Genomic DNA, 21,194 nt, shown 5'->3' with positions numbered 1-21,194 from the left:
CAGTCAGGGCACCCGCGCCGGCCGGTCGAGCGGGTGCGCCGCCTCGTCGGCGGGCATCCGCGCCAGCAGCACGGTGAGGAGCGCGAGCACCGGCGGCGCGAGCCCGGCGACGAGGAACACCGGCCCGACGCCGGCACCCTCGCTGAGCGGCCCGGCCAGCGCCACCGACACGGGCACCAACGCCCCCGAGACGACGAAGTCCAGGCTGGAGACCCGGCCGAGCAGCGCGGGCGGCACCCGGCGCTGCAGCAGCGTGCCCCACAGCACCATGCCGCCGTGGATGCCGGCGCCGGACAGCACGGCCGCGCCGACCATGACGCCGACGTGCGTGGCGAGGCCGAAGGCCAGCAGCGGCACGCAGCCGGCGGCCCACAGCGCCATGGTCGCGGTCAGGTAGCGGCGCGGTAGCGGCCGGGAGGCGACGGCGAGGGAGGCGAGCGCCCCGCCGACGCCGAAGCCGGCGAGCACCAGCGCGTGCTCGAAGGGCCCGCCGCCTGCCCGGTCGCGCAGCGCGAACGGCGTGAGCACCTGCAGCGGGCCGGTGGTCGCGAGCAGCATGAGCGAGCCGAACAGCAGCGTGGCCAACAGCCAGCGGGTGCGCACGAGGAAGGCCAGGCCCTCGCGCAGGTCGCCGAGCAGCGCCCGGGCCGGGTGCCGCTGCTCGGCGCCGGGCTCGCGCGCGACCGGGAGCAGCGGCAGGCCCAGCACGCACGCGGTGGCGGCCAGTGAGGCGCCCGCGGTGGCCAGCAGCGCCGCGCCCGGGGAGACGGCGGCCACCAGGAGCGCGGCCATCGCCGGCCCGGCCACCTGGTAGAGCACCGGCCGCATGGCGCCCTCGAGGCCGTTGGCGGCGAGCAGCTGGTCGGCCGGCAGCAGCGCGGGCAGCAGAGCCGAGTACGCCGGGTAGTGCAGTCCCAGCGCCACCCCGCCGAGCAGGCCGACGACGGCCAGCAGGCCGAGCGGGAGTTCGCCGGCCAGCGACAGCAGGGCCGCCGCGCCGACCGGCACCGCCGACAGCAGCGTGACCGCCAGCAACAGGTGCCGCTGCGGCACCCGGTCGGCCAGCACCCCGCCGGGCAGCGTGGCCGCCAGCGTCCCGGCGGCGGCCAGCCCGGTGACCAGCGACAGCTCCGCCGGCCCGCCGCCGAGCGCCACGACCTGCCACACCGCGGTGACCGCCCACGCGCCGTTGGCCACGAGCGACAGCCCCAGCGACAGCGCCAGCCGCCAGTAGGCCGCCGTCCGCAGCGGGACCAGCGCCCTGGGCAGCGTCACCGGCCCTCCTCCCCCGGCGGCGCGTCCGGCCGGTGGTCCCATCGTCGCCCGCGGGGGCCCGCAGCACGCGCCGGTCCGCGCAGGGCGCAACGCGGACGCGCCCGGCCGCAGCGACACGCCGGGGCGTCCCGCGCCGCCGCATGCCCGGCGCGCCGGGCGGGCACCGGTCCTCCATGACGGACTGGCGTGACTCCCTCGACGGACTCCCGCTGGAGAGCCGCCTCAAGGCGCTGCTCGTCTACGAGCTCGCCTCCGACCGGGTGCCGGGCGCACCGCTGGAGGTGACGACGTCGGCCGTGCGGGCCGTCGCCACGGCGGAGGGGCTCGACCCCACCCAGCCGTGGGTCGGCGCGGCCGCGGCGCGCATCAGCGCGCTCCCGGCGCAGGCGCCGGTGCCGTCGCGGGTGTGACGGCCGGGGCAGCCGGGGCTCCTGCGCCCCGGCTGCCGGACACGCGCCCGGAGGGTGCCGCCGCACCCGCCCCGCGCCTCGGACGCTGGCGCCATGACGACTGCCTACGCCTACGGGACCGCCCACGCCGTCGTGATGGTCGGGTCGGTCGGCACCCCGGAGGGTCTCCAGCCCCGGCAGATCGGGCCGGCGCACGCCACGATCGGCCGGGTGCACGGCCGCAGCCGCAAGTCGCTGTGCGGCGCCTACGTCGCCGTCGACGACCAGGTGGAGTGGCCGCCGTCCGAGCTCGAGGAGCACCAGCTGTGCGCCGAGTGCGCGGAGCTCGCCCGCCTCTGACCGCTCAGCCCCCGGCGACCGAGGGCAGCACCTGCACCACCGCGCCGTCGTGCACGGGGGTCTGCGCGCCCGCGGAGAAGCGGACGTCGTCGCCGTCGACGTAGACGTTGACGAACCGGCGCAGCGCCCCGGCCTCGTCGCGGATCCGCCGCTCGAGGACGGGGTGCCGGGCGGCGAGGGCGTCGAGCAGGCCGGCGACGGTCGGCGCGGCGGGGTCGACCCGCAGCCGCCGCTCGCCGCCGGCCAGGTCGGCCAGCACGCCGGGCAGCACCACCTCGACGGTCACGGCAGCCGGGCCGCGCGCACGCACAGCACGTCGGGCAGGTGCTGCGCCACCGTGGTGAACGTGTCGCCCTCGTCGGCGCTGGCGTAGACGCAGCCGTCGCGGGTGCCGACGTAGACGCCGGTCGGGTCGCCCTCGTCGACGCAGGCCGCGTCGCGCAGCACCGCCGTCCACGACGCCTCGGGCAGGCCGGCGCCGAGCTCGGTCCAGCTCTGCCCGGCGTCGCGGGTGCGGTGCACGCGCAGGCGCCCGCCCGGGGGCGTCCGGTCGGCGTCGGCGACCAGCGGCACGACCCAGGCCGTGCCGGGCGTGCGCGGCGAGGCGAGCACGGGGAAGCCGAAGTCGGCCGGCAGGCCCGCGGCGATCGACGTCCACCCCACCCCCGCGTCGTCGCTGCGGAAGACGCCGAAGTGGTTCTGCGCGTAGAGCCGGTCGGGATCGCCGGCGTCGGGGGCGACCTTGTGCACGCACTGCCCGTACTCGGGCGCGGGCTCCGGCAGGAAGGGGGCGGTGATCCCGGAGTTGCGCGGCGCCCAGCCGTCGCGGCCGTCCTCGCTGGCGTAGACGCCGCCCGCGCTCATCGCCACGACCACCCGGTCGGCGGTCGGGTGCGGCAGCACGGTGTGCACGGCGCCGCCGCCCCCGCCGGGCTCCCAGGTGGGCCGGTGCGGGTGGTCCCACAGGCCGCGGACCAGCGCGAAGCTCTCGCCGCCGTCCTCGCTGCGCCACAGCGAGTGCGGCTCGCAGCCGGCCCACACGACGCCCGGTCGCGCGGCGACGTCGGGGCGCAGCTGCCAGACCCGGGCCAACGCGGCGCCGGTGTCGGCCGGGAAGCGGATGGCGCCCTCGTCGGTCTCCGACCAGATGCGCCCGAGGTCGTCGGACCAGGTGACCGTCGGCCCCCAGTGCCCGTACTGGACGCCGGCGAGCACCCGGGGCGCCGCGCCGCGGACGTCGAGCCCGACGGCGGCCACCTCCTGGGCCACCAGGTGCGGGCCGTCGAGGGTCCAGGTGCGCCGGTCGTCGTCGCTGCGGGCCAGCCACAGCCCCTTGCGCGTGCCGATGGCGAGCAGGTCGGCCACGGGTGTCCTCCCGGTCCCGGCGGGGCCCGGCCGACCCCGCTCGGAGGACAGACCGGGCCGGCCGCCGGAACTGAGCGGTGGCCGCTCAGCGGCGGGTGGCGCCCCCGGGGCCGTCACCGGTCACGTGCGCGCGGCCGTTCTGGTCGGCCAGCCCGGGTGCGAGCTTCTCGGCCTCGGCGCGCAGCTTCTCGGCGGCGGTGGCGTGCTCCTGCGCGTGCGCGGCCCGCTGGCGGGCCTCCTGCTCGGCCAGCCGGGTGCGCTCCTCGACCTCGGCGCGCTCACGGCGGGCGCGGGCGGCCTGCTCCTCGGCCAGCGCCTGCTCCTTCTCCGCCTGCGCACCGCGCAGGCGCGCCTCCTCGAGGTGCTCGCGCGCCTGCTGGCGCTGCTGCTCGCGGCGCCGCGCCCCGGCGACCCTGTTGCGCTTGGCCAGGGCCAGCGCCAGCACGGCCAGCAGGGCGAGCGCGACGACGACGATGAGCACGATCAACCAGGTGTCCACGGTGGTCCCCCTCCTCGGGTCGAGCGGGGGGTTCCCGGGCGCGGACGCCCGGAAACGGAGATCACTTCAGGGCGGACCCGGCCTGCCACTGGTCCCACGGGACGGTCCAGTCGGCGATGTCGGAGGTCAGCGTGCCGGCGTCGGAGTTGACGATCTCGACGACGTCGCCGGGCTGGGAGAACTCGTAGAACCAGCGTGCGTTCTCGTTCGACAGGTTGATGCAGCCGTGGGACACGTTCTCCCGCCCCTGCTGCGCCACCGACCAGGGGGCGCCGTGGACGAACTCGCCGCTGTTCGACAGCCGCACCGCCCACTTGACCGGCGTGCGGTAGCCCTCGGGGCTGTCGACCGGGACGCCGTAGGTGCTGGAGTCCATGACGCGGTCGGCGTTGAGCTCGGTGACCACGTGCGGGCCGTTGTAGCTCGGGTTGTCGGGGCTGCCGGCGCTCATCGGGAAGTCCTGCACGAGCGTGTCGCCGTCGTAGACCTGCAGCCGGTGGGTGCTCGCGTCGGCCACGGAGACGTGCCGCTCGCCGACGCGGAAGCTGACCGTGCGGTCCTTCTCGCCCCACACGCCGTCGCCGAACGGGACGCCGAAGAGGTCGGCGTCGAGGGTGACGTCGGTCTGCGCCGGCCAGTACTGCGACGGGCGGAAGTGCACCTCGGTGTCGCTGATCCAGCTCCACACGCCGTCGGTGGGCGTGGAGCTGGTGACCAGCAGGTGGCTCTCGACGGCGGCCTTGTCGGTGATCGGCTCGTCGAAGTAGACGCGGATGGGCATGCCGACGCCGACCGTCTGGCCGTCGAGCGGGCCGATCGAGGGCGTGCTCACCGACGCGGGCGTCACCGTGGTGAAGGTGCTGCGCGCCTCGGCCCGCTCGTCGTCGGCGTTCGCGGCGGTGGCGGTCAGCGTGTACGTGGTGCCGTACGCCAGGTCCTCGTCCGGCGTCCACAGCTCCGTGCCCTCGGCGGGGCCGTCGGTGACCTGCCCGGGCACGGCAGCGCCCGCGCCGTCGGTGACGGTGACCTCGGACAGCTCGCCGTCGGTGACGGAGATCTCCACCGGGGAGGACGGCGCGACGTCGGCCGCGCCGTCGCCGGGCAGCAGCGACACCTGCGCCGGCGGGGCGTCCTCGGTCGTCGGTGCCGCCGCGGAGGTCTCGCCGCCCGCCCCGGTGCACCCGCTCAGCAGGGCCAGCGCCCCCGCCGTGACCAGCGCCGCTGTCCGTCGCACGCCTGCTGCCTCCTCGTCCCCGGCCGGCCGCGGCCCGGTCGGGCACGGCGCGTCCGGGCCCAGTGTCCCCTCGATGTGCGGAACGGCACCGTCTCGGCGTCCCGGCCCCGGCGGTGACCTCCCGCGGGGCGCTGGTATCGTTTCCCCTCGGAGCCCGGCCAGCCGGGCGACACGCGCCATTAGCTCAATTGGCAGAGCAGCTGACTCTTAATCAGCGGGTTCGGGGTTCGAGTCCCTGATGGCGCACCAGGCCACCTGGCCACTGACCTGCACATCCACCTGCTCGGACGGCCCTCACGGGCTCCTCCGGCGCGGCTGCAGTCCGCAACGAGTCCGCGGCGCCATCCCCCTGGAGCCCCCTCCACGCAGCTGACCCGCCGGTCGCACCGGCCTCGAGCGCGACTCCGACGCGGTGCGCCTCCGTCCCGCGGCACCCATCGGCGTGACGTCGGGCACAGTCGATGTCCGACCGCGTCCTCGGAAGCGGCCGTCACCGGTGCACGTGCTCGGTCGACGGCCCGGCGGCGTGAGCGTCGGTGCGCGCCGAGCGGCGCGCCCGTCCTGTCACCGCCCCCGGCGCGGTGTCACGCCGGCGGAGCGGAGCGCAGCCGCGGGGGCACGCGATTCGGACCGGCTTCGGCGGGCCGGGCTCGGTCCTGGCGGTGCAGCCGGACGGCCACGACCGCGACGTCGTCGTCGGGTCGCCCGTGGACGAGCTGGCTGATGAGCCCGTCGCAGAGCTCGTCGAGCGGCCGCTCCGCGAGCTGGGCGGCGGCCTGCTGCAGGCGGGTCATGCCCTCGTCCAGGGGGCTGTCCCGGCGCTCGAAGAGCCCGTCGGTGAAGAAGAGCACCGTCGTCCCGCGGGGGAGCACGACCGTCCGCTCAGCACGGTCGACACCCGTGCGCACACCGAGCAGGAGGTCGGCGCGCTCACCCTGCAGGAAGTAGGGACGCTGTCCGGGCTCGACCACCAGCGGCGGCGGGTGCCCGGCGTTGGCCCACACCAGCCGCGTGACCCCGCGGTCCCACTCCTCGGCCGTCTGCTCCAGGCGGGCCACCGCGGCCGTCGCGAGCGTGTGCACCTCGAGCAGCGCCATCGACGACTCCAGGCCGGCGAGCGCCTCCGCCGGTCCGGCGTCGCTGAACGTCGCGATCCCCCGGAGGAGGCCACGGAGCTGGGCCATGGCCGCGGCCGCGGTGACGTCGTGCCCGACGACGTCACCGATGACGAGCATCGTCGCGCCGCTGGGTTGCATGAAGGCGTCGTACCAGTCGCCGCCCACCCGAGCGGCCTCGCTGGCCGGGACGTAGCGGACGACGATCTGCGCGTGGTCGGGCTCCGGCGGCCGGGTGAGGAGGGTGCGCTGGAACTCGACGGCGATCCGCTCCTGGGCCGCCGCGAGCCGGGCGTTGTCCAGCACGAGCCCCGTCCGCTGCGCGATGTCCCGCGCGGTCAGCTCGTCGTCGACGTCCTGCCGCCGGCCGGCGTCCCGGAAGAGGGTGAGCGCGCCGAGCACCCGGTCCCGGCCCCGGACGGGGAGCACCACCGCCTCCTGCACGGCCGTGGTGGCCAGCAGGTCGCGCGCCTCGCCGGGCGGGAGGGCGGCCAGCTCCTCCGCCCGTGACCTGCGGACCACCTCACCGGTCACGAGCACGCGCGCCACCGCGGAGGTCACCGACAGGACGTCCTGCCGGACCGCGGCATGGCGCTGGAGCACCTCACGGGACCCCGCCTCGACGTGCCAGCTGCCGATGTCCCGGGGGTGGCCGTCCTCGTCGAGCAGGGTCACGATGCACCCGTCCGCGAGCGCCGGGACCAGCAGCCGCGGCAGCCGGGCGACCGACGCGTTGACGTCGGTCGCCTCGACCAGGATGGTGTTCACCTGCACCAGCAGGGCCAGCCGCCCGGCGGCCCGCTCGGCGAGCTCCGTCGCGCGCTTGCGGGCGGTCACGTCGGCGAAGTACAGCGACAGGCCCTCGGGCGTCGGCCAGCAGAGCACGTCGTACCAGGCGTCGAGCGGTGCCGGGTAGTACGCCTCGAGGGTCTGCGGCTGCTGTGTCTCCACCGCCGTCCGGTAGCCGGCCTCGAACTCGTTGCCCACCGTCGCGGGGAACGCCTCCCAGATGGTCCGACCGATCAGCGATCCGCGGGGGTGCCCCAGGAGGTGCTCGGCCGCGGCGTTGAGCATGGTGAACCGCCACTCTCGGTCCAGGGACAGGAAACCCGAGGGCATCGCCTCCAGCACCCGGGTCGTCCGGAGCTGGGAGTCCCGCGTGTCGGTCGTGTCGTAGGCCGCACCGAGCAGGCGGGTCGCCGTCCCGAGCGGATCGCAGAGCGTCTTCCCCCTGGCCTGCACCCAGCGCGTCGCACCCCCCGGGAGGACGACGCGGTACTCCGCCTCGTACTCGCCGCAGGTGTCGATCGAGGTCTGGACCGCCGATCCGACCCGGCCCGCGTCGTCGGGGTGCACCCGGGCGTCGAAGCTCTCGATGCGCTCGTCGAACTCGCCGGGAGCGAAACCGAAGATCTCCTGCAGGCGCGCGTCCCAGACCAGCCGCCCGGTGAGGAGGTCCCAGTCGAAGCTGCCCACCTCGCCCGCGTCGACCGCGAGCGTCCAGCGCAGCCGCTCGGCGTGGTGCTCGGCGGTCAGGGTGGCCACCTGCAGCTCGCCGCCCACGGCCCGGCCGACCATCTCCAGCAGCCGCACCTGCGCGTCGGTCCACTGCCGGGGCTCCGGGTCGAACACGCAGACCGACCCGAGGACGTGGCCGTCGATGTCGATCAGGGGCACGCCGAGATAGCCACGGACACGTCCCGCGCGCACCGGCGGCAGATCCGACGCCGCAGCATGATCCCGCGCGTCGGTGAGTGCCATCGGCCGGCCGCCGGCCGCCGTCAGGCTGCACAGGGAGTCCTCCAGCGCGTCGCGGGTGCCCGTCGTTCCCGCCGCGGCGCCGCCCGCCCCGGCCACGATCTGGACATCGGCCAGCAGGGACACCTGGCCCGCCGCCGCACCGAGCAGCCGGGCAGCCTCGTCGGCCAACCGGTCGAGCACCGGCCCGCTGTTCGACGCCCGGAGCCGCTCGACCGCCTCGACCCGGCGCCGGTCGCCGGTCAACGCAGCCGCGGCCTGCGCCGCCGGGAGCCGGGATCCGTCGGCGTCCCCGACCTGCACATCAGACGATCGGTCCACGCCAGTCCACGACCTCTCGTCCCGGCCGGCATCCACCAGCGGTGGACAATGTAAACGGCCCCCACCGATCGAGGTCTCCTCGGCTCGACACGCCGACCGGCGGTCGCATGTCGCTCGTCGCTGTCGGGGCGGCCCGCTCCGCGCGAGCGGCTCGCCTGACCCACGGGCGGGCGGTGGAGTAGAGCACTGCACCGAGGGGGCTCCCATGGGGTGGCCGACAGGACGCACGACCCGGCCCGCGGGCACGGGCCGGCGCAGGGTCGTCCGAGCGAGCCGACGAGCGCCTGCACCGAGCCGAGGAGCTCCGAGCCGCGGACGACGCCGGCGCGGGTGGCTGACCCACCCGGGGCGGTGCTAAGCCATGCACCATGGTTGCCGACAGGCCTCCGCCCGAGGGACCGCAACCGTTGAGCGAGCGCTTCGCGGTGGTCTCGACGGCGACGGTGCAGCGCTGGGCGCGCTCGGCTCGACGGCAGGCGCAGGTGCTGCGCGAGCAGGCCGTCGTCGAGCGCGCGCGTGCGCGTGACCGTCGAGGCGGGGGATCTCGAGGCGACGCCGACAGCGCGGCGACCGCCGTCCTGGCCGAGCGGCTCCGCGCGGCCGACGCCCGAGCCAGGAACCTCGCACAGGCGCAGCGCAGCAACCGACGCATCGGCATGGCCATCGGCATCCTGATGGCCCGCCACGGCCTCACCGAGGAACGGGCCTTCGACGTCCTGCGCGCCGCGAGCAGCCACCGCAACATCCGGCTGGCGAGCATCGCCGAGGAGGTCATCCTCACCGGCGCTCTGGACGGCGGACCGGCGCGCCCCCGCGCCCCTGGCCGCGGACGCGCCGGCCGGCCCTGAGCCGGCCGGCGCGACGCGGTCGAGTGCGCCGCTCTCGCCCGGATGAGCACGAGGGAGGACCGCACCGAGCACGCGAGTGGGGTCGGCTCACGTGACCGCCGTGACGTCCACGGGCGATCCCGCTCCTTCCCTCGGCGTCCGGCGGGGGGGGGCGGCTGTGCTCGTTCGGACCGGCCCGGCGTGTCCGCTGACTCTGCTCACCTGGCTCCTCGGAGCCCTGACGCTCGCCGAGCCCTGGTTGCGCTACCGCCGTCGGGGCGGTGACCACGGTCCGGACGCGCGGGCCGCCTACCTCGACGGTGCCGCCGCGTGGTCGGACGCGGAGCACGACGTGCCGGCCCCGACGCTCAACGAGGGACCGTGGGACCTCGGCCTTCCTGGCCTCGTCCCACTGCGCGCCGACGAGTCGGCGACTGGGTGGATGGATCAGGAGACCGAGGCGGCTCCGGTGGCCACCGCGGCTGAGTTCCGGCAAGGGCGGCTGAGCGGCCGCGTCGGCCGCCTGGAGCGGGCGGCCCGACAGCCCGCGGATGGACTGCCGGACCTGGGCACCGCGCCTGCCGGCCCAGCGCGGCGCCGTGTCGCCAGCATGCCCTCGGTCAGCGACCCCCGCCGCCCCGCCCGGGATCCGGCCCGGGCATGGCGCCGGTGACGGACAACTCCTCGGCGATCGTGACCAGCTTGCGGTTCGTCCTCGAGGAGGTGGTCACCAGGAGACGGAACGCGTCATCCGCGGTGATCTTGTACCGCTCCATGAGGATGCCTTTGGCCTGCCCGATCAGGTCGCGGCTGGCCACCGCGACGCGCAGGTGCTCCTCCGCCTGGGCGCCGGCCAGCGCGATGGCGCCGTGGCTGGCGAAGACCAGGCCGATGGACTCGGCCTCCTCACCGAAGGCGCGGGGCTCCTGGGCGTACAGGTTCAGCGCGCCAAGGGTGCCGCCGGTGACGAACAGCTGGAACGACAGCATGCTGCGCACCCCGAGGCGTGCGGCCTCGGCGGCGAAGCGAGACCATCGCCGCTCCTCGCGGATGTCGTCGATGCGCACGGTCTGCTCCTCGTAGACCGCGTCGAGGCACGGCCCCTCTCCGAGGCGTTCCTGCAGCCGGTCGATCCGACGCGGCAGGTCGCCGGTCGGCGCGCGGGACTCCACCTTGCGGCGTTTGATCACCAGCGTGATGCCGCACTCGTCGGTACCGGGGACCGAGTGAACCGCCGCACTGGTGATCGCCTCCAGCGTCGCCCCGACGTCGCCGTGCTCCTCCTGCAGGGAGCGGGCCACTTGGCTCATGACCTCGCCCAGGTCGGATCCGGAGCCGTGGGGGGCGCGGCCACTCCCGGAGGTCGGCGCCGGCCGCTGCTCCTCGCCGCTCTGCTCCGAACGGCCGGCTCGGTCCGGGCTGTCGTTCACCTCCCGCACCCTAGGACGGGGCCGCCGCCTGGAGCAGTGCCGGGAGCCCCACCGTCCGCATGCGCACGGAGCAGCGGGTGGCGCTCGTGCGGGGCGGACCGGTTGCGCTCGGCCAGGAGCGCAGGGCCGTGCCGGGTGGGGCGGCTCGACGAGCGAACCGGTACACGTCCCGAGCCTCAGCGGGGCAGTCGTCAGCGGCTGACCTCCGGGACGTCCGCGGATCGTCGCCTCACCGCTCGCGCGTCGACCACGGTTGCGCGACGTCGGCGATGACGGCCTCCCGTCCCCCGATCACCGTCGGGTCAGCTCCGCAGGGCGTCACCGGCGCGCACTGGGGCCTGCTCCACTCGGGACCCGGAGATCGATCTGCCGCGGAATCGATGAGGCGACACACCTCATGCACTGTCGGGATCGCCATTCGTGGTGACGAGTTCCGGGAGTCCGGTCAAGAACCCCGGCGGCGCGGGCAGCGAGCAAGAGGCCGGCCGCCGACGACGAGGACCTGGCGTCGAGCGCCGGCCGAGGCCAGGAGGCGCAGCGGACGCCGCGCGGGCGCGGGCGATCGCTCGCAGCGGACAGCCGCGCCCGTCGACACGACGACGGGGCGCGACTCGGGCTCCCGGTGCGGCGGTCCGCGACCCGGCGAGGCCGGGGCTCGGTCCCGACGGGGTGCCCGGCCACCTGGCGGCACCGCGCCCGAGAACAGACGCGAGCCGCGGCCACAGGCCTGTCCCCCGTGCAGCTGGTCGAACGACCGCACCGGCCCGCTCCCGTCCTACTCGACGCGATCGTCGATCGCTACGAGCCTTCTTCGCCGCCCGATCGGTCACGGCCGCCGCGACGACCGCGACCTGTTCGACGCGGGCGGAGCTTTCGTGGCGGCGTGCCGCCGCCGTGCACGCGTGCGCAGCGGCTCGATCGACGCCCAGCGCCGGGCGGGCGCGGCACCCGGTCCTCCGACAGGAGATCGACGGAGGTGATCGCCACAGTCGTACTGCAGGCCGACTGGAGAACGCCGCGCACGCTGGCTGGTGCGTGAGGAGGCCGGACGACGCTGGCGGTGATGGCGGCCACCTCGTCGGCGACCAGCCGCCTTCCGGCGCTCGGGGAGAAGCCGCATGCCATCCGTCGACACGCCCGGCAGCGCGGGCGACCTCATGACGCTCGCGGAGACCGCGGCCTACCTGCGGACACCGGTCGCCACACTTCGCTACTGGCGGCACCGCGGCGAGGGGCCGGCCGGTTTCCGTCTGGGCCGCCGGGTGGTGTTCCGGCGGGCCGACGTCGACCAGTGGCTCGACGCCCGGCGGCGAGCCCAGGCGCGCTGACCTCCGCGGAGGTCAGCCCTCGCCTGGGTGCAGTCGCGGCAGGCCGGCGTTGACGAGCGCCTCCTCCGCGGCCGCCAGCAGCATCGCGTCCTCGACCGCCGGCCAGCCGGCACCGAGGGCGAGCCGCGCCCACAGGTCCACCTCGGAGGCCGAGCCGCCCATCCCGACGTAGGCGATCCACAGCTCCGTCAACGTGAGCCCGCTGAGACGGCAGGCCAGGTCGACGTCGTCGATGTGCACCGACACCACCGCTCGAGTCGTGCTGTCCCCGCTGCCCGGGGTCGTCCCCACGTTACGTCCGACGCCGGGTCCCAGCACTCCGTCGCCGCCCTCGCCGGCGTCGTCCGCCACCGGGCGTGGCCGGCGCTCGCCGTCCCGGTCAGTGCGGGAGCCGCAGCGCCGTCACCGACGCCTCCGCACGCCGGGCGGCGCCGCTCGCCCGGGCGGCGTCCATGGCGTCGGCGACCTCGTCGAGCTGGTCGGCCAGCAGGTGGCCGTACAGGTCGAGGGTCATGGTGGCCGACTGGTGCCCGAGCATGGTCTGCACGACCTTGACGTTCGCGCCGCTGGCGATCGCCAAGGAGGCGGCGGTGTGCCGCAGCCCGTGCGGGGTGAGTCCCTCGAGGCCGGCGGCGCGGACCGCGGGGTCGAAGCTGAGCCGGCGGAAGTTGCGCAGGTGCAGCAGCCCGCCCTTCTCGGCGGTGAACACGAACTCCGCCGGCCCCTTGCCCGCCACGTGCGCGGCCAGGTCGTCGGCGAGGAAGCGCGGCACCGGCACCTGCCGGCGCTGGTGGGTCTTGGGCGTGCCGAACACCGCGTGGCCGTTGACGTCGGCGACCGCCTCGGTGATGAGCGCGCGGCGGCGCAGCAGGTTGAGATTGCGCACCCGCAGGGCGGCCATCTCGCCGTACCGGACGCCGGTGTAGGCGAGGAAGTAGATGACCAGCCGGTCCCGGCCCGCGGCGTCCGCGAGCGCGTCGACCTGCTCGTGGGTGAGGAAGACCTGCTCCTTGCGCGCCGCCCGGGGCAGCGGCACGCCGGTCGCCGGGTTGCGCGCCAGCCGGCCGTCGCGGACGGCGAAGGTGAGCACTAGCGACAGCACCCGGTGGGCCTGGCGCACCGTGGCCGCGCTGAGGCCGGAGCGGTACAGGTCGGCGACCCAGCCCGCCACGCCCTGGTAGGTGACGTCCCCGAGCCGGACCGGCCCCCAGACGGGCAGGACGTGCGTCCGCAGCGCGCTGTCGTACCCGCGCCGGGTGGTCGCCTTAAGGTCCACCCGGGTGGACAGCCACTGCCCGGCCCACTCGGTGACGGTGATGCGGGTCTTGCGCGGGTCGACGTAGGCGCCGGTGTGCACCGAGGTGGTGATCGAGTCCAGCCAGGCCTGTGCGTCGGCCTTCCGCGCGAAGTGCCGGGCGTGCTCCTTGCCGGCGACGTCCCGGTAACGCGCCCGCCACTGCCCGCCGGGACGGCGGGCGATGCTCGGCACGTCAGCGGACGCCGGCGGACCGGCCGCCGACGCCCCCGGCCGAGGAAATGGCAGTCCGCAGCGAGTCCGCAGAACGCCAATCTTCGACCATTCCCGGCCGTCGATCTCCGACCATTACCGTCATCCTCGACACCCCCCGGTGACCGGACGTTTGCGCAGGTCGGCAGGCTAGCGGACGCTTACGGTGCAGGTCGAGAGCGCACCGGGGGAAGACCAGAGAATGGCACTCCGGGGCCGCTCTTAATCAGCGGGTTCGGGGTTCGAGTCCCTGATGGCGCACCACCCCGAGAGCGGCCCCTCCCACCTGGGACGGGTCGCTCTCGTCGTCTCCGGAGCTCAGCGGAGCGCCAGGCCGTGCTCGGCCAGCGCCTCGTCGAGGAGGCGCAGTGCCTTCGGGCCGACGCCGTGCAGCGCGGCGAGCGACGCCCGCGGCACACCGGCCAGCTGGTCGAGACGGGTGTAGCCGGCCAGCTCCAGGGCGGCGGTGGCCGGCCGGCCGATGGGCGGCAGCGTGTCCAGCGGCGTCACGCCGCGGAGGCTAGCGGCGCACGGCACGCACCAGCCCGCGGACGCCGAGCACCGCGGCGCCCGCCCCGACCACCCACGGCCCGGCGGTGACGAGCGGGTCGAGCGCCTGGTGCCGGGCGTCGGAGCGCCCGGTCCGGGAGCTGAGCCCACCGTGGGTGGTCTCCGTGGAGAGCCCGGTCGCGGGCGGCACCGGCCGGCCCGAGGCGAGCTGGCGCAGGGTGCTCCCCCACGCGTCGATGCGGTCGCCGACCACCAGCAGCGTCCAGTGCGCCAGCCGGCCCTCGCTGAAGCGGGCGTAGGCGAACCGGCGCACCGCCCCCGAGACGCCGTGCAGCGGCTGGGCGGTGCCGAACACCGGCGTCACGAACGCGTGCTCGATCGACCGCTCGCGGCCCTCGGCGCCCGGCTGCCGCTCGGGGAAGTCCCACCGGGCGCCGGTGTCGGCGGGGTACTGCAGCTTCGGGTACGACGGCCGGTCGGCGGGGTCGAGGTCGGCGCCCCAGCCGGGGATGCGGGCCCGCAGCTCCTCCCGGCTCGGGGTCGGCGTCCGCTTGTCGCGGAGGTAGGCGCTGGGGATGTCGGACTCGGTCACGGGGACTCCTCAGGCCGCGTCGGGGACGATGACCGGCTTGATGCAGCCGTCGAGCTTGCCGGAGAACACGTGGTAGGCCTCGGCGATGTGCTCCAGCGGGAAGCGGTGGGTGACCACCTCGCGCGGGGTCAGGTGGCCGTTGCGCACGTGCTCGAACATCCGCGGCCACTGGCGCTTGACCGGCGTCTGGTTCATCCGCAGCGTGAGGCCCTTGTTCAGCGCGTCGCCGAACTTCACCGCGTTGGGGATCGGCCCGTAGGCCCCGACCACGGAGACCGTGCCGCCCTTGCGCACGCCGTCGATGGCCCAGTTCAGCGCCACCGGTGAGCCGCCCTGCAGCTTGAGCTTGGTGCCGGCGACGTGCTGGAGGAGGTTGCCGTCGGCCTCCGCGCCCACCGCCTCGATGACGACGTCGGCGCCCAGGAAGTCGGTCTGCTTCTTCAGCTCGACGACGACGTCGTCGTACTCGTCGTAGTCGAGCGTCTCGGCGTGGGCCATGGTCCGCGCCTTCTCCAGCCGCTCCTGCAGGTGGTCGACGACGATCACCCGCCCGGCGCCCATCAGCCACGACGACTGCGCGGCCACCAGCCCGACCGGCCCGGCCCCCAGGACGACGACGGTGTCCCCCTCGGCGATCTCGCCGAGCTGGGCGCCGAAGTAGCCGGTGGCGGCGGCGTCGGTGAGGCAGACGGCGTCCTCGTCGTGCATCCAGTCGGGGATGCGGACCGGCCCGACGTCGGCGAAGGGCACCCGCACGTACTGGGACTGGCCGCCGTCGTAGCCGCCGGTGGTGTGCGAGTAGCCGTAGATCGCGCCGACGGCCGTCGCGTTGGGGTTGACGTTGTGGCAGTTGGAGTACAGGCCGCGGGCGCAGAACCAGCACGACCCGCAGAAGATGTTGAACGGGACCATCACCCGGTCGCCGACCGCCAGGTCCTGCACCGACGGCCCGACCTGCTCGACCACCCCGATGAACTCGTGGCCGAAGGTGTGCCCGACCCGCGTGTCCGGCATCAGCCCGTGGTAGAGGTGCAGGTCCGAGCCGCAGATCGCGGCGAGCGTGACCCGCACGATCGCGTCGTTCGGGTGCTCGATCCTCGGCATGTCCTTGTCCTCGACCCGGACCTTGTACGGGCCTCGGTAGACCATCGCGCGCACGCGGCGCCCCTCTCGTCGTGCCGGGACGCCGGTCGCCGGCGTCCTCGCGGGCGTGCCCGCGGTCCGGAGCCGGGAAACGGCCCGGGGCCGTCCGGCCGGGGTCAGGCGGTCGTGCCCTCCCGGCGGACGGCGGGACGGGACCGGCGGGCGGCCGCCCGGGTGGCGACCCCGAGCAGCCGCCGCAGCTCGGCCGCGTCGGGACCCAGGTCGTCCTCCAGGCCGGTCAGCACCCCGGCGGCGTCGCGGGTGAGGTCCCGGCCGGCGGGAGTGAGCCGCACCAGGCGACCGCGGCGGCGGGTGGGGTCGTCAACGGTCTCCAGCAGGCCGAGCCGGGAGAGCCCGGCGACGAGGTCCTGCTGGGCCTGCCGCGTGGTGCCCAGCCGGCGGGCCAGCTCGGCCGGCGCGGTGCCGTCGGGCCCGAGGTGGGCGAAGACGAGCGTCTGCGCGGCCGACAGCCGCGGCCAGCCGCGCGCCGCGAGGTCCTCCCGGACGACGGCGTCGAAGGCCCGCCCGGCCTGCAGCAGCAGGTAGGCCAGCGGCAGCGCGTCCGGCGGTTGCACAGCCGTCAGGTTACCTGACACCCTTGTGTCAGGAGACCTGACAGCAGGAGGGCGCGGTGCGGATCGTGGTGTTCGGGGCGGCGGGCGGCGTGGGCCGGCACGCGGTGCGACTGGCGGCCGGGCGCGGCCACGAGGTGGTCGCCGTGGCGCGGCGGGCGGGCGACTCCCCCGGCGTCGAGGAGCGCACCGGGGACGTCCGCGACGCCGCCCTGGTGGCCGGGGCGGTGAAGGGCGCGGACGCAGTGCTGTGGTGCGTCGGGGTCACCCGCTCCTCCGGCGGGGACGTCGGCCGGTCGGTGCTGCCCGGCCTGGTCGAGGCGATGCGGGCGGCCGGCGTCCGGCGCTTCGTCGGCGTCTCCGGCGCGGGCGCGGACCTGCCCGGTGACCGCAAGGGTCGCGGCGCCCGCCTCGTCTCGGGCCTGACCCACCGCCTGGCCCGCGACCTCGTGGAGGACAAGGAGGGCGAGTACCGGGTGCTCGCCGCCTCGGAGCTCGACTGGACGCAGGTGCGCCCGCCCCGGCTCGCCGACCGGCCCGGCACGGGGAGCTACCGGCTGACGGACGAGGCGCCGGGGCTCCGCGCGGCGCCGGTGGCGAAGGCCGACGTCGCCCTCGCCCTGGTGGAGCTGGCCGAGGGCCGCGACTGGCTCGGCGCCGCCCCCTTCGTCGTGGCGGGCCGGCCGTGACCGTGCTGGTCGCCGGGGCCACCGGCACGGTCGGCGGCGAGGTCGTCCGCCGCCTGGCCGCGCTCGGCGCCGACGTCCGCGCCGGCGCCCGCGACCCCGGGCGCGCGGCCGCCGGGCTGCCCCCGGGCGTGCCGCCCGTGCGGCTCGACCTCGAGGACCCCGCCTCCTGGCCGGTCGCGCTCGAGGGCGTCGACGCGCTGTTCCTGCTGCGCCCGCCGGAGGTGGCCCGGGCGAGCCGGCTGCAGCCCTTCCTCGACGCGGTCGTCGCGGCCGGGGTGCGACGGGTCGTCGTCCTGTCGGTGCAGGCGGCCGGCCGCAACCCGCTGCTGCCCCACCGGGCACTGGAGGAGCGGGTGGAGGCCACCGGGCTGGCCTGGACCCACCTGCGGCCGGCCAACTTCTTCCAGAACCTGCTCACCGTGCACCGCGAGGAGATCCGGGACCGGTCGCGGATCTCGGTCCCGGCCGGGAACGGGCGGACCGCCCACGTCGACGTCCGCGACCTCGCCGAGGTGGCCGCCGCGGCGCTGACCGGGCCGGGCCACGAGGGACGCGCCTACGAGCTCACCGCCCGTGAGGCCCCGACCTTCGCCGAGATCGCGGCGACCCTGTCGGCGGTGCTGGGCCGCCCGGTCGTCTACCCGCGGCCGGGCATCGTGGCCTTCGCCCGCGAGAAGCGGGCGCAGGGCGTCGCGCCCGGCCTCGTCCTGGTCATGACCCTGCTGTTCACGACCACCCGGCTCGGCCTGGCCGGACGCACCACCGGCGACCTCGCCCGCCTGCTGGGCCGCGAGCCGACCACCCTGCGCCGGTTCGTGGAGGACCACGCCGACGCGTGGCGGACGCCGGAGGGCGCAGGGGCATAGCGCCCGGCCGGGCGGCGTTCCGCGGACGTGAGCGAGCCCCGGGACGTCGACGTCGTGGTCATCGGCGCGGGCCAGGCCGGCCTCTCCGCCGCACACCACCTGGCGCGACAGGGGTTCGCTCCCGGCAGCGGCTTCGTGGTGCTCGACGGCGACGCCGCGCCGGGCGGTGCCTGGCAGCACCGCTGGCCCTCGCTCACCCTCGCCACCACGCACCGCGTGCACGAGCTGCCCGGCCTGGCCTTCGAGCCGGCGTCGGAGGACCTGCCCGCCGCCGAGGCCGTGCCCGCCTACTTCGCCGAGTACGAGCGCCGCTTCGCCCTGCCCGTCGAGCGGCCGGTGCGGGTCTCGGCGGTGCGCCGCACGGACGACGGGCGCTTCGCCGTCGAGACCGACCGCGGCACCTGGCGGGCGCGCGGCCTGGTCAACGCCACCGGCACGTGGACCCGCCCCTTCGTGCCGCACTACCCCGGCCAGGAGACCTTCCGTGGCCGGCAGCTGCACACCGTCGGCTACCGCGGCGCGGCGGAGTTCGCCGGGCGGTCGGTGGTGGTCGTCGGCGGCGGCGCGTCCGCCGTGCAGCTGCTCGGCGAGATCGCGCCCGTCGCCCGCACGACCTGGGTCACCCGCCGCCCACCGGTCTGGCGCGAGGGCCCCTTCGGCGAGGAGCAGGGCCGGGAGGCGGTCGCCCGGGTGGAGGCCGCCGTCCGCGCCGGCCGGATGCCCGGCAGCGTCGTCGGCGTCACCGGACTCGTGGTCACCCCGTGGGTGCGCCGGGCCCTCGACGACGGCGTCCTCACCCGGCTGCCGGTGTTCGACCGGATCACCCCCGACGGCGTCGCGTGGGACGACGGCCGGACCGTCGCGGCCGACGTGATCCTGTGGGCCACCGGCTTCCGCGCCGCCGTCGGCCACCTGGCCCCGCTACGGCTGCGCACCCGCGACGGCGTCATCCCGGTCGAGGGCACCACCGCCGTCGACGAGCCCCGGCTGCAGCTGGTCGGCTACGGCCCGAGCGCGAGCACGATCGGCGCCAACCGGGCCGGCCGGAGCGCGGCGGTGGCGCTGCGCCGGCTGCTCGCCGCGGACCTGCCTCGCAGCGCCTGACGGGGGCGTCCCCCAGCACCGGATGGGGGACGGTCCAGGGTCGGCCTGGGGTCCTCCCCGATGTGCCCGGCACCCCCGGGCCGGGAGGGTCTCCGCCATGACCTCGCAGCCCCTCCCCCTCGCGCGGTGACGCCGTGATCGTCGCCACCGACCTCACCAAGCGCTACGGCGACCGGGTCGCCGTCGACGGCGTCTCCTTCACCGTCCGCCCCGGCCACGTGACCGGCTTCCTCGGACCCAACGGCGCCGGCAAGTCGACGACGATGCGGATGGTCATCGGTCTGGACCGGCCGACCTCCGGCACGGTCACCGTCGACGGCGCCCGCTACGCCGACTCCCCCGCCCCGCTGCGCGCGGTCGGCGCGCTGCTCGAGGCCCGCGCGCTGCACCCGGGCCGCACCGCCCGCGCACACCTGCGCTGGCTGGCCGCGAGCAACGGCATCCCGGACTCCCGGGTCGAGGAGGTGCTGGGCCTCGTCGGGCTCGGAGCGGTGGCCGGGCAGCGGGTGGGCCGCTTCTCCCTGGGCATGGGCCAGCGGCTGGGCATCGCCGCGGCGCTGCTCGGCGACCCGCCGGTCGTCGTCCTCGACGAGCCGGTCAACGGCCTGGACCCCGAGGGCATCCGCTGGGTGCGCACCCTGGCCCGCAGCCTCGCCGCCGAGGGCCGCACGGTGCTGGTGTCGAGCCACCTCATGTCGGAGATGGCGCTGACCGCCGACCACCTCGTCGTCATCGGCCGCGGCCGGGTGCTCGCCGACTGCCCGATGCCGCAGTTCATCGCCGAGCACGCGGCGTCCTTCGTCCGGGTGCGCAGTCCCCGCGCCGGGCAGCTCGCCGAGCTGCTGCGCCGCTCGGGCGCCGACGTCACCCGCGACGGCGACGAGCTGCACGTGCAGGGCGTCGACGCCGCGACCACCGGCGAGCTCGCCGCGGGCGCCGGGCTGGCGCTACACGAGCTCGGTCTCGTCACCTCCTCGCTCGAGGAGGCCTTCATGACCCTGACCGCCGGCAGCGTCGAGTACGCGGCCGCCCGTCCCGCCGCTCCCCGGACCGAGGTGACCCGGTGACCGCATCGACCCTGACCGCGCCCCGCACCGCCGCCGCGCCCGCCCGCGCCGGCCTCGGCCGCGCCCTGCACGCCGAGTGGATCAAGCTCTGGACGGTGCGCTCGACCGGCTGGTCGGTCGTGTCGATGGTCGCTCTCGGCGCCGGCCTGACCACCCTGGTCTGCGCGCTCATCGCCCCCGACCTCGCCGCCGGGACCGAGAACGAGCCGGTCGGCGCGTTCATCACCTGGGGCCTGCTGTTCGCCCAGGTGACCGCCGTCGTCCTCGGGGCGCTCGCGGTCACCAGCGAGTACGGCACCGGGATGATCCGGGCGACGCTGGCCGCCACCCCGCGCCGCGGCACGGTCCTCGTGGCCAAGGCGGTCGTGCTCTCCGCCGTCCTGTTCGTCGCCGGCGTCGTCACCGCGACCCTCGGCTGGCTCGGCGGCAACGCCTTCCTCTCCGCCGAGGGCATCGGGATCGGCCTGGGCGACGACGGGATGCTGCGCTCGCTGCTCGGCTCCGGGCTCTACATGGCCGGCCTCGGCCTGCTCGCGATGGGTGCCGGGCTGCTGCTGCGGTCGACCGCCGCGGTGGTGTCGGTGGTGCTCGCGGTGGTGTTCCTCGTCGGCAACCTGGTGATGCTGCTGCCGGGCGCGCTCGGCGAGTGGCTGACCAAGCTGATGCCGGGCAACGCGGGCTCGCGGATCGCGATGCCGGAGTCGTTCAACCCGATGCTGCTCGAGCCGTGGACCGGGTTCGCCGTCTTCGCCGCCGAGGTCGCCGTCGTCCTCGCCGTCGGGGCGCTGGTCTTCACCCGCCGCGACGCCTGAGGGGTCTCCCGCACGCCCGTGCTCTGCCCACCCACGGTGGGCAGAGCACGGGCGTGCACAGTGGAGGGGTGACCTCCCCCGACCCCACCGCCGCCGACCCGACCGCCCTCGGCCGCGAGCGCGCCGCCGCCCTGCTGGACCGCCTGGAGGCCGGCGACGGCCCGGGCGCCGACGCCGTCCTCGCCGACGTGACCGAGGTGCGCGACCTGGTCTACGTCGGCGCGGCGCTCACCTCGCTGGCCCGCGCCGAGGGCCGCTCGCTCCCGCCGGCCCAGCGGGCGCAGGCCAACACCCGCCAGCTGAACCTGGGCGCCGCCCGCGACGCCGCCCGCAACGACCCCGCCGCGCTGCGCGTGTGGCTGCGCCGCTCCGCCGAGGAGCTGCTCCTCCTGCGGGGGCTGCGCGCGGCCGCCGACGCGATCGCCGGCTGA

23 protein-coding genes and 1 tRNA gene are annotated in these 21,194 nt (G+C 76.1%); 11 read left to right on the top strand and 13 right to left on the bottom strand.

What is annotated here, in order from left to right; genetic code table 11:
• Positions 1–3: 3 nt before the first annotated feature.
• On the bottom strand, positions 4–1,275 hold the full coding sequence (locus BUE37_RS05640) for an MFS transporter (RefSeq protein WP_245794303.1): 1,272 nt from the start codon (positions 1,273–1,275) through the stop codon (positions 4–6).
• Positions 1,276–1,448: 173 nt separating this feature from the next.
• Here BUE37_RS05640 and BUE37_RS05635 point away from each other — a divergent pair, with 173 nt between their 5' ends.
• Both BUE37_RS05635 and BUE37_RS05630 read left to right on the top strand, forming a co-directional pair.
• A complete protein-coding gene (locus tag BUE37_RS05635) occupies positions 1,449–1,685 on the top strand; it encodes a hypothetical protein (protein ID WP_073419081.1) in 237 nt (78 codons plus the stop codon).
• 93 nt (positions 1,686–1,778) lie between these two features.
• Positions 1,779–2,024, top strand: a complete 246-nt coding sequence (locus tag BUE37_RS05630; protein WP_073419595.1) for a hypothetical protein — start codon at positions 1,779–1,781, stop codon at positions 2,022–2,024.
• A 4-nt stretch (positions 2,025–2,028) separates the two neighbouring features.
• On the opposite strand, the gene BUE37_RS05625 is transcribed toward BUE37_RS05630, so the two are convergent.
• The 4 genes from BUE37_RS05625 to BUE37_RS05610 all read right to left on the bottom strand — a co-directional run bounded on the left by BUE37_RS05625 (position 2,029) and on the right by BUE37_RS05610 (position 5,122).
• Positions 2,029–2,310 carry a ubiquitin-like small modifier protein 1 gene (locus tag BUE37_RS05625; RefSeq protein WP_073419594.1) on the bottom strand — a complete coding sequence of 94 codons (282 nt, stop codon included), beginning with the start codon at positions 2,308–2,310 and terminating at the stop codon, positions 2,029–2,031.
• Positions 2,307–3,389 (bottom strand): WD40/YVTN/BNR-like repeat-containing protein, encoded by a 1,083-nt coding sequence (locus BUE37_RS05620; protein WP_073419080.1) that lies wholly within the window; start codon positions 3,387–3,389, stop codon positions 2,307–2,309. Before BUE37_RS05620 ends, BUE37_RS05625 begins: the two co-directional genes overlap by 4 nt.
• Positions 3,390–3,474: 85 nt before the next feature.
• On the bottom strand, positions 3,475–3,888 hold the full coding sequence (locus BUE37_RS05615; RefSeq protein ID WP_073419079.1) for a hypothetical protein: 414 nt from the start codon (positions 3,886–3,888) through the stop codon (positions 3,475–3,477).
• Positions 3,889–3,949: 61 nt separating this feature from the next.
• The gene (locus BUE37_RS05610) at positions 3,950–5,122 is read right to left on the bottom strand and encodes an Ig-like domain-containing protein (RefSeq protein ID WP_245794302.1); all 1,173 of its coding nucleotides are present in this window, start codon (positions 5,120–5,122) and stop codon (positions 3,950–3,952) included.
• A gap of 173 nt (positions 5,123–5,295) precedes the next feature.
• Between BUE37_RS05610 and BUE37_RS05605 the strand changes: the two genes are divergently transcribed.
• Positions 5,296–5,371: transfer RNA gene (locus tag BUE37_RS05605), tRNA-Lys, on the top strand.
• A 335-nt stretch (positions 5,372–5,706) separates the two neighbouring features.
• On the opposite strand, the gene BUE37_RS05600 is transcribed toward BUE37_RS05605, so the two are convergent.
• Positions 5,707–8,241, bottom strand: a complete 2,535-nt coding sequence (locus tag BUE37_RS05600) for a SpoIIE family protein phosphatase (RefSeq protein WP_245794300.1) — start codon at positions 8,239–8,241, stop codon at positions 5,707–5,709.
• A 482-nt stretch (positions 8,242–8,723) separates the two neighbouring features.
• Between BUE37_RS05600 and BUE37_RS05595 the strand changes: the two genes are divergently transcribed.
• Positions 8,724–9,164: an ANTAR domain-containing protein gene (locus tag BUE37_RS05595; protein ID WP_139252824.1), complete on the top strand. Its 441-nt coding sequence runs from the start codon at positions 8,724–8,726 to the stop codon at positions 9,162–9,164.
• Positions 9,165–9,763: 599 nt separating this feature from the next.
• Here BUE37_RS05595 and BUE37_RS05585 read toward each other — a convergent pair.
• The gene (locus BUE37_RS05585; RefSeq protein ID WP_245794298.1) at positions 9,764–10,573 is read right to left on the bottom strand and encodes a GAF and ANTAR domain-containing protein; all 810 of its coding nucleotides are present in this window, start codon (positions 10,571–10,573) and stop codon (positions 9,764–9,766) included.
• A 1,118-nt stretch (positions 10,574–11,691) separates the two neighbouring features.
• Between BUE37_RS05585 and BUE37_RS05580 the strand changes: the two genes are divergently transcribed.
• A complete protein-coding gene (locus tag BUE37_RS05580) occupies positions 11,692–11,901 on the top strand; it encodes a helix-turn-helix transcriptional regulator (RefSeq protein ID WP_073419075.1) in 210 nt (69 codons plus the stop codon).
• 12 nt (positions 11,902–11,913) lie between these two features.
• Here the strand turns inward: BUE37_RS05580 and BUE37_RS05575 are convergent, their stop codons facing one another.
• From BUE37_RS05575 to BUE37_RS05550, 6 genes are all read right to left on the bottom strand, one after another.
• Positions 11,914–12,141, bottom strand: a complete 228-nt coding sequence (locus tag BUE37_RS05575; RefSeq protein ID WP_139252823.1) for a hypothetical protein — start codon at positions 12,139–12,141, stop codon at positions 11,914–11,916.
• Between the two features lie 139 nt (positions 12,142–12,280).
• The gene (locus BUE37_RS05570; RefSeq protein WP_073419073.1) at positions 12,281–13,390 is read right to left on the bottom strand and encodes a tyrosine-type recombinase/integrase; all 1,110 of its coding nucleotides are present in this window, start codon (positions 13,388–13,390) and stop codon (positions 12,281–12,283) included.
• A 336-nt stretch (positions 13,391–13,726) separates the two neighbouring features.
• Positions 13,727–13,918: a helix-hairpin-helix domain-containing protein gene (locus tag BUE37_RS05565; RefSeq protein WP_073419072.1), complete on the bottom strand. Its 192-nt coding sequence runs from the start codon at positions 13,916–13,918 to the stop codon at positions 13,727–13,729.
• A 10-nt stretch (positions 13,919–13,928) separates the two neighbouring features.
• Positions 13,929–14,510: a hypothetical protein gene (locus tag BUE37_RS05560; RefSeq protein ID WP_083628317.1), complete on the bottom strand. Its 582-nt coding sequence runs from the start codon at positions 14,508–14,510 to the stop codon at positions 13,929–13,931.
• Positions 14,511–14,519: 9 nt separating this feature from the next.
• Positions 14,520–15,659 (bottom strand): zinc-dependent alcohol dehydrogenase, encoded by a 1,140-nt coding sequence (locus BUE37_RS05555; RefSeq protein WP_245794385.1) that lies wholly within the window; start codon positions 15,657–15,659, stop codon positions 14,520–14,522.
• A gap of 110 nt (positions 15,660–15,769) precedes the next feature.
• Positions 15,770–16,228, bottom strand: coding sequence for a MarR family winged helix-turn-helix transcriptional regulator (locus BUE37_RS05550; protein WP_073419070.1), 459 nt, complete (start codon positions 16,226–16,228; stop codon positions 15,770–15,772).
• Between the two features lie 56 nt (positions 16,229–16,284).
• Here BUE37_RS05550 and BUE37_RS05545 point away from each other — a divergent pair, with 56 nt between their 5' ends.
• From BUE37_RS05545 to BUE37_RS05520, 6 genes are all read left to right on the top strand, one after another.
• On the top strand, positions 16,285–16,914 hold the full coding sequence (locus tag BUE37_RS05545; RefSeq protein ID WP_073419069.1) for an NAD(P)-dependent oxidoreductase: 630 nt from the start codon (positions 16,285–16,287) through the stop codon (positions 16,912–16,914).
• A complete protein-coding gene (locus tag BUE37_RS05540) occupies positions 16,911–17,780 on the top strand; it encodes an NmrA family NAD(P)-binding protein (protein ID WP_073419068.1) in 870 nt (289 codons plus the stop codon). Before BUE37_RS05545 ends, BUE37_RS05540 begins: the two co-directional genes overlap by 4 nt.
• Before the next feature lie 27 nt (positions 17,781–17,807).
• The gene (locus BUE37_RS05535; RefSeq protein ID WP_073419067.1) at positions 17,808–18,884 is read left to right on the top strand and encodes an NAD(P)-binding domain-containing protein; all 1,077 of its coding nucleotides are present in this window, start codon (positions 17,808–17,810) and stop codon (positions 18,882–18,884) included.
• Positions 18,885–19,018: 134 nt separating this feature from the next.
• Entirely contained in the window at positions 19,019–19,951 is a 933-nt protein-coding gene (locus tag BUE37_RS05530) for an ABC transporter ATP-binding protein (protein ID WP_073419066.1), read from the top strand.
• The gene (locus tag BUE37_RS05525) at positions 19,948–20,763 is read left to right on the top strand and encodes an ABC transporter permease subunit (RefSeq protein ID WP_073419065.1); all 816 of its coding nucleotides are present in this window, start codon (positions 19,948–19,950) and stop codon (positions 20,761–20,763) included. Before BUE37_RS05530 ends, BUE37_RS05525 begins: the two co-directional genes overlap by 4 nt.
• 68 nt (positions 20,764–20,831) lie before the next feature.
• Entirely contained in the window at positions 20,832–21,194 is a 363-nt protein-coding gene (locus tag BUE37_RS05520) for a hypothetical protein (RefSeq protein ID WP_073419064.1), read from the top strand.

Source organism: Geodermatophilus nigrescens, from assembly GCF_900129495.1.
GTDB classification, from domain to species: Bacteria; Actinomycetota; Actinomycetes; order Mycobacteriales; family Geodermatophilaceae; genus Geodermatophilus; species Geodermatophilus nigrescens.
Note: the sequence above shows the minus strand (reverse complement) of the source record. Positions and strands in the feature narration are given on the sequence as shown.

What these genes read in the sequence shown, in the direction of transcription:
- BUE37_RS05630 (WP_073419595.1), top strand. Translation starts at nt 1,779, where the DNA reads ATGACGACTGCCTACGCCTACGGGACCGCCCACGCCGTCGTGATGGTC.
- BUE37_RS05580 (WP_073419075.1), top strand. Translation starts at nt 11,692, where the DNA reads ATGCCATCCGTCGACACGCCCGGCAGCGCGGGCGACCTCATGACGCTC.
- BUE37_RS05555 (WP_245794385.1), bottom strand. Translation starts at nt 15,659, where the DNA reads ATGGTCTACCGAGGCCCGTACAAGGTCCGGGTCGAGGACAAGGACATG.
- BUE37_RS05635 (WP_073419081.1), top strand. Translation starts at nt 1,449, where the DNA reads ATGACGGACTGGCGTGACTCCCTCGACGGACTCCCGCTGGAGAGCCGC.